Origin of the sequence: Streptomyces sp. NPDC059787 (assembly GCF_042732315.1) — a bacterium.
In the GTDB taxonomy this organism is placed as follows: Bacteria; Actinomycetota; Actinomycetes; order Streptomycetales; family Streptomycetaceae; genus Streptomyces; species Streptomyces atrovirens.
In genome coordinates, this window is the sequence record NZ_JBHWHX010000027.1 from 14,565 (window position 1) to 27,567 (window position 13,003).

Annotated in this window: 10 protein-coding genes; 7 read left to right on the top strand and 3 right to left on the bottom strand. The window is 71.3% G+C overall.

Annotated features, from left to right (window positions below; translation table 11 throughout):
* Position 1: 1 nt before the first annotated feature.
* Positions 2 to 1,756, bottom strand: coding sequence for a lytic murein transglycosylase (locus tag ACFV5H_RS24170; protein WP_385197263.1), 1,755 nt, complete (start codon positions 1,754 to 1,756; stop codon positions 2 to 4).
* A 285-nt stretch (positions 1,757 to 2,041) separates the two neighbouring features.
* Here ACFV5H_RS24170 and ACFV5H_RS24175 point away from each other — a divergent pair, with 285 nt between their 5' ends.
* On the top strand, positions 2,042 to 2,896 hold the full coding sequence (locus ACFV5H_RS24175) for a DUF4184 family protein (RefSeq protein ID WP_385197264.1): 855 nt from the start codon (positions 2,042 to 2,044) through the stop codon (positions 2,894 to 2,896).
* Here the strand turns inward: ACFV5H_RS24175 and ACFV5H_RS24180 are convergent.
* Both ACFV5H_RS24180 and polA read right to left on the bottom strand, forming a co-directional pair.
* Positions 2,820 to 3,248, bottom strand: a complete 429-nt coding sequence (locus ACFV5H_RS24180) for a hypothetical protein (RefSeq protein ID WP_385057463.1) — start codon at positions 3,246 to 3,248, stop codon at positions 2,820 to 2,822. The two genes, ACFV5H_RS24175 and ACFV5H_RS24180, sit on opposite strands and share 77 nt — an antisense overlap.
* A gap of 296 nt (positions 3,249 to 3,544) precedes the next feature.
* A complete protein-coding gene (gene polA / locus ACFV5H_RS24185; protein ID WP_385057464.1) occupies positions 3,545 to 6,271 on the bottom strand; it encodes a DNA polymerase I in 2,727 nt (908 codons plus the stop codon).
* A gap of 245 nt (positions 6,272 to 6,516) precedes the next feature.
* Here polA and ACFV5H_RS24190 point away from each other — a divergent pair, with 245 nt between their 5' ends.
* The 6 genes from ACFV5H_RS24190 (at position 6,517) to ACFV5H_RS24215 (ending at position 12,998) form a co-directional block, all read left to right on the top strand.
* Positions 6,517 to 8,796: an FdhF/YdeP family oxidoreductase gene (locus ACFV5H_RS24190; protein ID WP_385197265.1), complete on the top strand. Its 2,280-nt coding sequence runs from the start codon at positions 6,517 to 6,519 to the stop codon at positions 8,794 to 8,796.
* A 51-nt stretch (positions 8,797 to 8,847) separates the two neighbouring features.
* Positions 8,848 to 9,330: a PaaI family thioesterase gene (locus tag ACFV5H_RS24195; RefSeq protein WP_385057468.1), complete on the top strand. Its 483-nt coding sequence runs from the start codon at positions 8,848 to 8,850 to the stop codon at positions 9,328 to 9,330.
* 76 nt (positions 9,331 to 9,406) lie between these two features.
* Complete coding sequence (locus ACFV5H_RS24200) at positions 9,407 to 9,829, top strand: hypothetical protein (RefSeq protein WP_385197266.1); 423 nt, start codon at positions 9,407 to 9,409, stop codon at positions 9,827 to 9,829.
* Positions 9,826 to 10,428 carry a Tat pathway signal sequence domain protein gene (locus ACFV5H_RS24205; protein ID WP_385197268.1) on the top strand — a complete coding sequence of 201 codons (603 nt, stop codon included), beginning with the start codon at positions 9,826 to 9,828 and terminating at the stop codon, positions 10,426 to 10,428. The genes ACFV5H_RS24200 and ACFV5H_RS24205 overlap by 4 nt, the downstream gene beginning before the upstream one ends.
* A gap of 288 nt (positions 10,429 to 10,716) precedes the next feature.
* Positions 10,717 to 11,952, top strand: a complete 1,236-nt coding sequence (locus ACFV5H_RS24210) for a branched-chain amino acid ABC transporter substrate-binding protein (protein ID WP_385057472.1) — start codon at positions 10,717 to 10,719, stop codon at positions 11,950 to 11,952.
* Between the two features lie 113 nt (positions 11,953 to 12,065).
* The gene (locus ACFV5H_RS24215) at positions 12,066 to 12,998 is read left to right on the top strand and encodes a branched-chain amino acid ABC transporter permease (RefSeq protein ID WP_385056826.1); all 933 of its coding nucleotides are present in this window, start codon (positions 12,066 to 12,068) and stop codon (positions 12,996 to 12,998) included.
* Positions 12,999 to 13,003 lie beyond the last annotated feature (5 nt).

The following is a 13,003-nucleotide window of genomic DNA, read 5'->3' on the forward strand; positions in this document are numbered from 1 at the left end:
GTCAGGCGGCGGGGCTCGCCGACGGGCTGGTGGACGGGACCGGGGTCTCCGTCCCGGCCGGGGGCTCCGTCTCGGCCGGCGGCGCCGCCACGGTCAGGTCGACCGTGACGGTCGCTCCGCCCGCGGTGGTGATGAGGAGCTGGAACGTGCCCTCGGTGTCGTCCGCGTAGAGCTGAGGCAGCTTCAGCAGGCCGTCCGCGTCCGTCGTCAGACCGCTCAGGGTGCGTACGGCCTTGTCGTCGGCGTCCTTGAAGTAGGGGCCCTTGTCGTTCTCGGTCGGGTCCTCGGCCGACTTGACGATCGTCGCGGTGACGGCGACCTTGTCGGCGACCGCGCCCTTGTACGTGGCCTTCAGCTCGACCGCGTCCGCGAACTCGCCGCCCGGCGTGCAGGTCAGCTCCTCCGTACTGGTGCGGACGAGGGTGTCGGCGGCGCGCTCGGTGACGGTCGCCCGGTAGGTGACGCCCTTGACCGTACGGCCGACCACCGTGGCCCGGACGCCGACGGAGCCGGTCTTCTCCCCCGCCTGGAGCGCGGGGGCCACGGCGACGCCCGAGCTGTCGGTGACGACGGTGGCCACGCTCTCGCCGCCGGTGAAGGTGGTGTCGGTGTCACCGACGATGGTGAACCGGATCCGCACCTTGGCCACGGCCTTGCCGGCGTCCGTCTCCGCGCGGGCGCTCATCCGCTCGGTGAACGCGTCGCCCGCCATCGCGGTGAGCTGCGTGTCACCGGCGGCCTCCAGGTGGTCCACCGTGTCGGTGGGGGTGGGCGGGGTGGTCGGCGGGGTGGTGGTGGGCGGCGGCGTGCTCGGGCTGCCGGAGTCGGCCGGCTTCTCCGGCTTCGGGCTGGGCTTCGGCGACGGCGGCGTGCTCGGCGGCGTGCTCGGCACCGTCGGGGAAGGACGCACCGTGCCGGTGCTGTCGCTGCGGTCCGTGGGCAGCGTGCCGGTGCCGTCGGGGATCTCGTGCGTACCCCTGCGGTAGTACTCCAGCCACGACATGACGGTGTTCAGGTACTCCGTCGACTGGTTGTAGCTGAGGATCGCCCGGTCGAGGTCCCGCTGGTCGGACAGGTCCCAGTCGAAGCGGCACAGGTAGTGGCCGGCGGCGAGGGCGGCGTCGTAGATGTTGTTGGGGTCCTCACGGCCGTCGCCGTTGCCGTCGCGGCCCGCCCACTCCCAGGTGGAGGGGATGAACTGCATGGGGCCGACGGCCTGGTCGTAGGAGCTGTTGCCGTCGTAGGCACCGTTGTCGGTGTCCTTGATGAGGGCGAAGCCGTTGCCGTCGAGCTGGGGGCCGAGGATGGGCGAGAGGGTGGTGCCGTCGGCGTCGACGCGTCCGCCGCGGGCCTGGCCGGACTCCACCTTGCCGATGGCGGCGAGGAGTTGCCAGGGCAGGTTGCAGCCGGGCTTCTTCTCGCGCAGCGTCGCCTCTGCCTGCTTGTAGGCGTCGAGGACGGTCGCGGGTATGCCGGCCTCGGTCACGCCGGACGTGTCCGTCCCGGTGCTCGTGGACGGGGCGGGGTTGGGGCTGTTGAGCGGCGGCAGGTCCGTGTAGTACGGCGAGTTGCCGGTCGCGCCGGCGGCGTCGGCGGCCTCCTCGGGCGAGGGCGTGGCGTCCGAGGCGGTCTGCCCTCCCTGGCCCTCGGTCGTCGCGCCGGGGGCCTGGGAGGCGGCCAGGGCCGCCACCGCCGCCGCGGCGACGGCGGTGGTCGTCACTCCCTTGCGCAGCCTCCTGCCGAATTGCGCCGCCATAGAGTGAGCCCCTCCCGTGAACGCCGTGCCGTCCGTCAGCCTGTGTTGTGTTCGCCCTGTTGTGACGATCTACCCGCCCCGCTGGTTGCCCTCCTGCGGGCATCCGGCACGACGGCCCTCGCGACCCTACGACAACTTCCTTTGCCCGGGCACCTGTTCATGCCCGATATTCACCGGTTCACCACGTTCCCGTAAGGCGGGGCCGGTGCGGGGCGTCCCGCATACTGGGGCCTGCCGATCAGGTGGGCCCGCGGGCCCGGTCAACCACTGTCCCGAGGAGCCGCGTTGCCGTTCACGCTGAGCCATGCGGCGGCGGTGCTGCCCGCCGTGCGCACGGACGGGAGCGGGCGGGGACCTCTGGTTCCCGCCGTGCTGGTCGCGGGCAGCTTCGCGCCCGACATGACCTATTACGCGGCGAGTGTCCTGTCCGGGGCGATGGAGTTCGGTGACGTCACCCATGCGTTCCGGGGTGTGTTCACGGTCGACGTGCTCATCGCCTGGGCGCTGGTGGGGCTGTGGCTGCTGGTGCGCGAACCGCTGGTGGCGCTGTTGCCGCGGGCCCGGCAGGGGCGGGCGGCGACGCTGCTGCGCTGCGGGGCGCCGCGTGCGCGGACGCGGCCGTCGCTGGTGGCGCGCTGGTACCTCTCGGCCGTGGTGAGGGCGTTGACGCATGTGGTCTGGGACGCGTTCACACATCTCGACCGGTGGGGGATGCGGGTGTTTCCCGTGCTGGGCGAGAAGGTGGCGGGGTCGCCGCTGTACTGGTACCTGCAGTACGGCGGTTCGGCGGTGGCCGCGGTCGTCATCGCGCTGTTCGTGGTGCGGGCACTGCGGCGGACGGCCCCGGAGAGCGAGCCGGTGGGGGTGCCCGTGCTGTCCGCCGGGGACCGGTGGTGGGCCGTCGCGCTGCTCGGCGGGTGCGCGGTGGTGGCCGCGGTGCAGCGGGCCTCGCGGTGGTGGGCCTACTGGGGCTCGGCCGCGAAGCCCTGGGAACTGATTCCGACGGTGTGCTTCGGGGCGGGCGCGGGGCTGGTCCTCGCGCTGCCGCTGTACGCGGTGGCCGTCAGGGTGTGGCGTCCGGCCACGAGGGTCCCCACGAGCGCCGGTACGCGGCGGCCGGACCGTACGGGCGCACGCTGAGGGTGTCGCTCGCCGCGACGAACACGGTGACGGTGCGGACCGGGCGGGGGCGGGGCAGCAGGGTGAGCACGAGGGTGAGGTAGGCGCGGGCCAGCTCGGCCCACAGCCGCCACGGCGGCTGCTCGACCGTGAGGACCCCGGCGGTGGGGGTGCGGGCGGTTCGCCGGCGGCCGGCGGCGATACGGCGGCCGAGGTCCGCCGTGGCGCTGCGCAGCGCGGTCGCGAGGGTGGCGGGGACGCGGGCGGTGCTTGCGGAGGCCGCGAAGACCGGGACCGGCGGGGACGGCGTGTGTCCGCCGGGGCGCGGGGGTGCGTTGCCTGCCGCTGTGCGGTGAAGCATGCGTATACCCATGCATGGCATGGTGTCCGGCCCTGCGGGCGGGGGCTTTCCCGCAGGGGCCACGCGAGTGAAGGCTTCCGGTCCCGTGGGCTGCGCCCCCGGGCTCCCCCCCGGCCCTGGGCGGGCCTTGTCCTCAATCGCCGGACAGGCTGGAAGCGCAGACCTCGTCCCCAAACTCCCCGGACGGGCTGGAAGCGCAGGCCTCGGTCTCGGGCTCTCCCAGAGGGGTACCCCCGCCCCCGGACGGGCTGGGTCAGCCCCTCCGGCGTTCGAGGAGCGGGGGTACGGGGGCGGGGCCCCCGTAGGGGCTAGTGCGCCGCCGACTCCCAGTCCGGGCCCGCGCCCACCGAGACGCCCAGGGGGACCCTGAGCTCGACCGCGGACGCCATTTCGCGGCGGACCAGGTCCTCCACCGCGGTGCGCTCGCCGGGGGCCAGTTCGAGGACGATTTCGTCGTGGACCTGGAGGAGCGTGCGGGAGCGCAGGTCCGCCTCGCGCAGGGCGCGGTCCACGTTCAGCATGGCGATCTTGACGATGTCCGCCGCCGTGCCCTGGATCGGCGCGTTCAGCGCCATGCGCTCCGCCGCCTCGCGGCGCTGGCGGTTGTCGCTGTTGAGGTCCGGCAGGTAGCGGCGGCGGCCGAAGAGTGTCGCCGTGTAGCCGGTCGCCCGGGCCTCGTCGACGACCCGGCGCAGATAGTCCCGTACGCCGCCGAAGCGCTCGAAGTACGCGTCCATCAGGGCGCGCGCCTCCGCCGCCTCGATGTTCAGCTGCTGGGAGAGGCCGAAGGCCGACAGCCCGTACGCCAGCCCGTACGACATCGCCTTGATCTTGCGGCGCATCTCCGCGTCCACCGCGGACTGCTCGACGGAGAACACCTGCGCCGCCGCCGTGGTGTGCAGGTCCTCGCCCGAGGTGAACGCCTCGATCAGGCCGGCGTCCTCGGAGAGGTGGGCCATCACGCGCAGTTCGATCTGGCTGTAGTCGGCGGTGAGGAGCGACTCGAAGCCCTCGCCGACGACGAAGCCGCGGCGGATCGCTCGGCCCTCGTCCGTGCGGACCGGGATGTTCTGGAGGTTGGGGTCCGTCGAGGACAGCCGGCCCGTCGCGGCGACGGTCTGGTTGAACGTGGTGTGGATACGGCCGTCCGCGGCGATCGTCTTGATCAGGCCCTCGACGGTGACGCGCAGCTTCGCCTGCTCACGGTGGCGGAGCATGATCACCGGCAGTTCGTTGTCGGTCTGCGTGGCGAGCCAGGCCAGGGCGTCGGCGTCCGTGGTGTAGCCGGTCTTCGTCCTCTTCGTCTTCGGCAGGGCCAGCTCGCCGAAGAGGACCTCCTGGAGCTGCTTGGGCGAGCCCAGGTTGAACTCGTGCCCCGCCGCCGCGTGCGCCTCCTTCACCGCCTGCTGCACGGCGCCCGCGAACATCTGCTCCATCGCCTGGAGGTGGTCCCGGTCGGCCGCGATGCCGTGCCGCTCCATGCGGGCGAGCAGCGCGGACGTGGGCAGCTCCATGTCGCGGAGCAGGTCCGCCGCGCCCACTTCCTCGAGGCGGCCCTCGAAGGCCCCGCCCAGGTCGAGGATGGCGCGGGCCTGCACCATCAGCGCCTCGGCCTGGGCGCTGTCGTCCGCGCCGAAGGCGAGCTGGCCGTCGGGCGCGGCGGCGGGCGCCAGCTCGCGGTGCAGGTACTCCAGGGACAGCGCGTCCAGGTCGAAGGAGCGGCGGCCCGGCTTCACCAGGTACGCGGCGAGCGCGGTGTCCATGGTGACGCCCTCGATGGTCCAGCCGTGCTCGGCGAAGACCCGCATCGCGCCCTTGGCGTTGTGGAACACCTTGGGGCGGGCCGCGTCGGCGAGCCAGGCCGCGAGCGCCCGCTCGTCGGCCTCGTCCAGCTCGGACGGGTCGAACCAGGCGGCCGGTCCGGCGGCCGTGGCCAGCGCGACCTCGGTGACCGAGCCGGTGCCGAGGGCCCAGGTGTCGACCGTGGCGACACCGAGCGGGCCGGTGCCGTGCCCGGTGAGCCAGGCGGTCAGCTCTCCGGTGCCCAGTACCGTGCCGTCCAGCTCCACGCCCTCCGCGACGACCGGGGTGGTCTCGGCCTCCTCCGCGCCCGGGTCGACGGCGAACAGCCGCTCGCGCAGCGACGGGTTCCTGATCTCCAGGGTGTCCAGGATCATCGCCACGGCCTTGCGGTCGTAGGCGGTCCGCGCCAGGTCGAGGACGCCCTTGGGCAGCTCGACGGCGCGCTCCAGCTCGGTGAGGCGGCGGTTGAGCTTGACCGCCTCCAGGTGGTCGCGCAGGTTCTGCCCGGCCTTGCCCTTGACCTCCTCGACGCGCTCGACCAGCTCGGCGAAGGAACCGAACTGGTTGATCCATTTCGCGGCCGTCTTCTCGCCGACGCCGGGGATGCCGGGCAGGTTGTCCGACGGGTCGCCGCGCAGCGCCGCGAAGTCGGGGTACTGGGCGGGGGTCAGGCCGTACTTCTCGACGACCTTCTCCGGGGTGAACCGGGTCAGCTCGGAGACGCCCTTCGTCGGGTACAGCACCGTGGTGTGCTCGGAGACGAGCTGGAAGGAGTCGCGGTCGCCGGTGACGATCAGCACCTCGAAGCCCTCGGCCTCGGCCTGGGTGGCGAGGGTGGCGATGATGTCGTCCGCCTCGAAGCCCTCGACGGCGAAGCGGTCGGCGTGCATCGCGTCGAGGAGCTCGCCGATGAGTTCGACCTGGCCCTTGAACTCGTCCGGGGTCTTGGAGCGGTTCGCCTTGTACTCGGTGAACTCCTCCGAGCGCCAGGTCTTGCGGGAGACGTCGAAGGCCACGGCGAAGTGGGTGGGGGCCTCGTCACGGAGGGTGTTGGCCAGCATCGACGCGAAGCCGTAGATCGCGTTGGTCGGCTGGCCCGTCGCGGTGGTGAAGTTTTCCGCGGGCAGCGCGAAGTACGCGCGGTACGCGAGGGAGTGCCCGTCCATGAGCATCAGGCGGGGGCGGGGGCCGGTGGGGGGCTGGTCGGTCTTCTTCGATGCTGTGTCTGCCACGTGTCCGATCCTGCCACGTGGCACTGACAGTGTGGGCGGGCCGTGTGTCGTGGGGTCGATTCACCCCCTCCGCCCCTGCCTGTCCCTGGGGCTGTGCCCCGGCCCCCCTCCGGCCCTGCGGGCCTCGTCCTCGAACGCCGGACGGGCTGGAAGGGCGGGCCTCGTCCTCCGCCTTCGGGCGGGCCGTAAGGGCGTGGCAGGATCGGGGGTCCACCTCATACGTGTATGTGGAACAGGAGTGCGCGATGGCAGCGAAGCCGCCCAAGGGGGATCCGGTTCAGGACGCGCCGCAGGTCGACGGGCCGAAACATGCTGCCGCGGGACTGCCGGCGGTCGGTCACACCCTGCGGATGGCCCAGCGGCAGATGGGTGTGAAGCGGACGGCATTGACGCTGCTCAGCGTGAACCAGAAGGACGGCTTCGACTGCCCGGGGTGCGCCTGGCCGGAGCCGGAGCACCGGCACCGCGCGGAGTTCTGCGAGAACGGGGCGAAGGCGGTGGCCGAGGAGGCCACCCTGCGCCGGGTCACCCCGGAGTTCTTCGCCGCGCACTCCGTCGCCGACCTGTCCGGCCGCAGCGGTTACTGGCTGGGGCAGCAGGGGCGGCTGACGCACCCCATGTACCTGCCCGAGGGCGGTGAGCACTACGAGCCGGTCACCTGGGAGCGGGCCTTCGACATCGTCGCCGAGGAGATCGCCGCCCTCTCCTCCCCGGACGAGGCCGTCTTCTACACCTCCGGGCGCACCAGCAACGAGGCCGCCTTCCTCTACCAGCTCTTCGCCCGCCGGCTCGGCACCAACAACCTGCCCGACTGCTCCAACATGTGCCACGAGTCGTCCGGCTCGGCCCTGTCGGAGACGATCGGCGTCGGCAAGGGCAGCGTCCTGCTGGAGGACCTCCACAAGGCCGACCTGATCATCGTCGCCGGCCAGAACCCCGGCACCAACCATCCGCGCATGCTGTCCGCCCTGGAGAAGGCCAAGGCGAACGGCGCGCGGATCGTCAGCGTCAATCCGCTGCCCGAGGCGGGCCTGGAGCGCTTCAAGAACCCGCAGACCGCCAAGGGGCTCACCACCGGCGCCGCCCTGACCGACCTGTTCCTGCAGATCCGCATCGGCGGCGACCAGGCCCTGTTCCGCCTCCTCAACAAGCTGATCCTGGAGACGCCCGGCGCGGTCGACGAGGAGTTCGTGCGCGAGCACACGCACGGCTACGAGGAGTTCGCCGAGGCCGCGCGCGCCGCCGACTGGGACGGGACGCTCACCGCGACCGGCCTCCCGCGCGGGGACATCGAGCGGTGTCTGCGGATGGTCCTCGAATCGAAGCGCGTCATCGTCTGCTGGGCGATGGGGCTCACCCAGCACAAGCACTCGGTGCCGATCATCCGCGAGGTCGTCAACTTCCTCCTGCTGCGCGGCAACATCGGCCGCCCGGGTGCGGGAGTCTGCCCGGTGCGCGGTCACTCCAACGTGCAGGGCGACCGCACCATGGGCATCTTCGAGCGGCCCGCGCCCGCGTTCCTGGACGCCCTGGAGAAGGAGTTCGGCTTCGCGCCCCCGCGCGAGCACGGTTTCGACGTCGTACGGGCCATCCGGGCGCTGCGCGACGGCAAGGCGAAGGTCTTCTTCGCCATGGGCGGCAACTTCGTCTCCGCCTCCCCCGACACGGAGGTCACCGAGGCCGCGATGCGCCGGGCGCGGCTGACGGTGCACGTGTCGACCAAGCTGAACCGCTCGCACACCGTCACGGGCGCGCGTGCCCTGATCCTGCCGACGCTCGGCCGCACCGAGCGCGATGTCCAGGGCGGCGGCGAGCAGTTCGTGACGGTCGAGGACTCCATGGGCATGGTGCACGCCTCGCGCGGACGCCTGGAGCCGGCGAGCGGGCGGCTGCTGTCGGAGCCGGCCATCGTGTGCCGGCTGGCCCGCCGTGTGCTCGGCGAGGACGACACGGTGCCGTGGGAGGAGTTCGAGAAGGACTACGCGACGATCCGCGACCGCATCGCGCGGGTGATCCCCGGTTTCGAGGACTTCAACGCGCGCGTGGCGCGTCCCGGGGGGTTCGCGCTGCCGCACGCCCCGCGCGACGAGCGCCGCTTCCCCACCGCCACCGGCAAGGCCAACTTCACCGCCGCGCCGGTGGAGTTCCCCGAGCTGCCCAAGGGCCGGCTGCTGCTGCAGACGCTGCGCTCGCACGACCAGTACAACACCACGATCTACGGTCTCGACGACCGCTACCGGGGCATCAGGAACGGCCGCCGGGTGGTCCTGGTCAACCCGGAGGACGCGCGGGAGCTGCGGCTGGCGGACGGCGCCTACGTCGATCTGGTCGGCGAGTGGAAGGACGGTGTGGAGCGCAGGGCGCCCGGGTTCCGCGTCGTGCACTATCCGACGGCGCGGGGGTGCGCGGCGGCGTACTACCCGGAGACCAACGTCCTGGTGCCGCTGGACGCCACCGCGGACACCAGCAACACCCCGGCCAGCAAGTCCGTCGTGGTGCGTCTGGAACAATCGGCGACCGACTGAGCGTTCGCTCAGCAGACAGCCGTACCGACGCACGACGAAGGAGCCGGGCCCATGGGAGAGCAGCAGCAGGTGACGTTCCCGCAGGAGGTCATCGACGAGTACGCCGCGCTCGGCGTGGACCTGCCGGCGCTGTTCTCGGCGGGTCACCTGGGCACGCGCATGGGCGTGCAGATCCTGGAGGCGTCGGCGGAGCGGGTCGTCGGGACGATGCCGGTGGAGGGCAACACCCAGCCGTACGGGCTGCTGCACGGCGGCGCGTCCGCCGTACTGGCGGAGACGCTGGGGTCGGTGGGGTCGATGCTGCACGGCGGCAGCTCCAGGATCGCGGTCGGCGTCGACCTCAACTGCACGCATCACCGCGGCGTCCGCTCCGGCCTGGTCACCGGCGTCGCCACTCCGGTGCACCGGGGGCGGTCCACGGCGACGTACGAGATCGTCATCACCGACGAGGCGGACAAGCGGGTGTGCACCGCGCGCCTGACCTGCCTGCTGCGGGACGTCCGGCCCGGCGAGGGGGAACAGGCGGCGGGCTGACGGCCGTCGGGGATGCGGAGGGCGTCCGCTCCGCATCCCCGTTGCCGTGGGGCGGTGGCCGCCCTACGGTGCGGGCATGGGACGGGGAGGCACCTCTCGGGCGTTGGTCGCGTCCTTCGCGGCCGTGCTCCTGGCGGGCTCGACGGTGACCGGCTGCGGTGCGACGGGTTCCGGCCCCGCGGGCCGGGCGTCCCCGGCCGGGACGGACGGCGGGCGCACGACGTCGCCGTCACCGCGAGTGACGTCCGACGAGGACCTGTGCACGAAGCTCGTCGGCCACTGGGCGCGCCAGGTGCTGAACGGCCGTACCTACGGCGACTACCAGTCCATGGGGCTGTCCGGCGGGCAGTACGACATCCTGCGCGAGGTGGTCGATTCCGCCCGGGCCGCCGAGCGCCGAGGAGCGGCGGATCCCGGTCGGTCGATCGACCGTGAGGCGCGCGAGGGCTGCGCCGAGTGGTACCGCGCCGGCGGGCCGGGCAAGGGGCCCTGGCGGTGAGCGGGGTCGGTCCGGTGGAGCCGGGCGAGGGCACTCACGCCCGGGCCGTCCTCTCCGCGCCCCGTCCTCGACGCGGGCTCGTGGCGCAGCACTTCGAGCGGCACCGCAGGGCCGTGCTGGGCACGCTCCTCGCCACCGCCGTACTCACGGGCGGCGGCTGTCTCTACGTCACCCGGCCCCGGCCGGAGCCGCCGCCTCCACCGCCGTACCCGAGCCAGGTGACCGCCGTCGAGTACCTGGACCCGCGGGCGGCGGGCGCCGCGACCGGCCCGCGGAGTTTCTCCTTCGACGTGGAGGTGACCGTGGAATCCGATCATCCGGTTACCGTCACCCGGATATCGCAGCCGTACGCGGGGCTCTCCGCGTCCTCCAGTCCACGCACACCTTTTCGGACAAAAGCAGGATCCCCCCGCAAGATCACGATCACCACACGGGTGACCGAATGCGGAAAAGTGCCACGGAACGCCGGACTCCCTTTCCTGGACGTAACTTTGCGTAATACGCGCGCAATCCAGAAGCACAGCTTCATCCTCGGGTCACGGTACGCACAGGACCTCTCCCGCGCCCTGCAAGTAGCCTGCAGCAACGACTTCGGGTAATCACCAAAACGCCTGATACACCTGAACGGATCCGGCCGGGTCCTGCGGTTTCTCACCATCCGGACAGGGCAAAACGGCGAGAATTCCTCCGTTCCCCCCACTCAGTACCGCTCTGCAATACGTCGTGTCATAACAAGAGCGTCACAGCCTTGGCCAGAGTCTCCTCCACATTCCCCACCCCCGCTTAGAGTCACGGCCAGTCACCGCGCCGCCCGATTCACACGTCGGCCCAGCGCTCGACTCGGCCGTTTCCACCGGGAAGCGGCTGTCAGGGGAAAGGACTGGATCGTGCGTCAACGTTCGCTCATCGCCATCACCGCCGCCCTGGCGGCGGGTGCACTCACCCTCACCGCCTGCGGCTCACGCGACGAGGACGGCGGCGGCAGCTCGGACTCCGGCAACGGTGGCACCACCGTGGTCATCGGCGTCGACGCGCCACTGACCGGCGACCTGTCCGCGCTGGGCCTCGGCATCAAGAACTCCGTGGACCTCGCGGCCAAGACCGCCAACAAGGAGAAGTACGTCGAGGGCATCACCTTCAAGATCGAAGCCCTCGACGACCAGGGCCAGGCCTCCGTCGGCCAGCAGAACGCCACCAAGCTCGTCGCCAACGACGACGTCCTCGGCGTCGTCGGCCCGCTGAACTCCTCCGTCGGCGAGTCCATGCAGAAGGTCTTCGACACGGCCAAGCTGGTCGAGGTCTCCCCCGCCAACACCAACCCCGCCCTCACCCAGGGCGTGGACTGGCAGACCAACAAGGTCCGGCCGTACAAGTCGTACTTCCGCACCGCGACCACGGACGCCATCCAGGGCCCGTTCGCCGCGCAGTACGTCTACAACGACGCCAAGAAGAAGAAGGTCTTCGTCATCGACGACAAGAAGACCTACGGCGCCGGCCTCGCCGCCACCTTCACCGAGGAGTTCAAGAAGCTCGGCGGCCAGGTCGTCGGCACCGAGCACATCAACCCCGACAGCAAGGACTTCAACGCCGTCGCCACCAAGGTCAAGAACTCCGGCGCCGACGTCGTCTACTACGGCGGCGAGTACCCGCAGGCCGGTCCGCTGAGCAAGCAGATCAAGGAAGCCGGCGCCAAGATCCCGCTGGTCGGCGGTGACGGCATCTACAGCGCCGACTTCATCAAGCTGGCCGCCAGCGCGGGCACGGGCGACCTCGCCACCTCCGTCGGCGCGCCCGTCGAGACGCTCCCCTCCGCCAAGGAATTCGTCGCCAACTACAAGGACGCCGGATACAAGGAGGCCTTCGAGGCGTACGGCGGCTACTCCTACGACTCCGCCTGGGCGATCATCGAGGCCGTCAAGAAGGTCGTCGACGACAACGACGGGAAGCTCCCCGACGACGCCCGCTCCAAGGTCGTCGACGCCATGCAGAACGTCTCCTTCGACGGAGTGACCGGCAAGGTCTCCTTCGACGAGTTCGGTGACGCCACCAACAAGCAGCTCACCGTGTACACCGTCAAGGACGGCGCCTGGGCCACGGTGAGGTCGGGCACCTTCACCGGCTGACCCCCGCCCGCACCACTCCACGAGCCGCGCGGGGCGCTGTTCCACTGGCGCCCCGCGCGCACTCGCATCCGGCCCCATCCGTCGAACATTCCGAAAGTCTCGGAGGACATGCGGTGAACGAACTGCCGCAGCAGCTGGTCAACGGCCTGCTACTGGGATCCATGTACGGCCTGGTCGCCATCGGCTACACAATGGTCTATGGCATCGTCCAGCTCATCAACTTCGCCCACGGCGAGATATTCATGGTCGGCGCCTTCGGCGCCCTCACCGTACATCTGTACGTCTTGCCCGACGGCACCTCCATCTGGGTCGCGCTGCCCCTGATGCTGATCGGCGCCGTGATCGTCTCGGTCCTGGTCGCCATCGGAGCGGAACGGTTCGCCTACCGCCCCCTGCGCGGCGCGCCCCGCCTGGCCCCGCTCATCACCGCCATCGGACTCTCCCTCGCGCTCCAGCAGGCCGTCTGGGCCTTCTACCCCGAGGCGAAGTCCAAGCTGCCCTTCCCGCAGATCGAAGGCGGCCCCTTCACCATCGGCGGCGCCACCATCCAGACCGGCGACATCTTCCTCCTCGTCGCCGCCCCCATCAGCATGGGCATCCTCGCCTACTTCGTGATGCGCACCCGCACCGGGCGCGGCATGCAGGCCACCGCGCAGGACCCGGACACCGCGAAGCTGATGGGCGTCAACACCGACCGCATCATCGTGATCGCCTTCGCCCTCGGCGCCGTCTTCGCCGCCGTCGGAGGCGTCGCCAGCGGCCTCAAGTACGGCCAGATCGACTTCAAGATGGGCTTCATCCTCGGTCTCAAGGCCTTCACCGCGGCAGTCCTCGGCGGCATCGGCAACATCTACGGCGCCATGATCGGCGGTGTGGTCCTCGGCGTCGCCGAAACCCTGGCCACCGCCTACATCGCCGACATCCCGGGGCTGGACAAGTTCGGCAGCCAGTCCTGGGCCGACGTCTGGGCCTTCATCCTCCTCATCCTCGTACTCCTGTTCAGGCCACAGGGCCTGCTCGGCGAGCGCGTCGCGGACAGGGCGTGACACCG